General features: G+C 64.2%; 1 protein-coding gene. It reads left to right on the top strand.

The features are described from left to right. Positions 1-229, top strand: a 229-nt coding sequence (locus AC0L2P_RS32540) for a hypothetical protein (protein WP_473507283.1), incomplete at both ends; no start/stop codon positions are given.

Raw genomic sequence — 229 nt, 5'->3', positions numbered from 1 at the left:
AAGTATCGGTCGGTGCTGAACGCGTGTTCAAGGCTGGCAGCAGCGACACGCTGAACGTGCTCAACAATCTGGTGACCGCGCTCAAGACCGGCACCGGCGATGTCACCGGCACGATCCGCGACGCGATGGACAAGCTGTCCGCCGCGAACGACAATGTCGCCAGCGTTCAGGCGTCGATCGGTGCGCGGGAGGCCCGCGTCGAGTTGCAACAGGGGTTGCAGCAACAGGC

This window comes from Mesorhizobium sp. WSM4836 (assembly GCF_055811815.1).
Note: the sequence above shows the minus strand (reverse complement) of the source record. Positions and strands in the feature narration are given on the sequence as shown.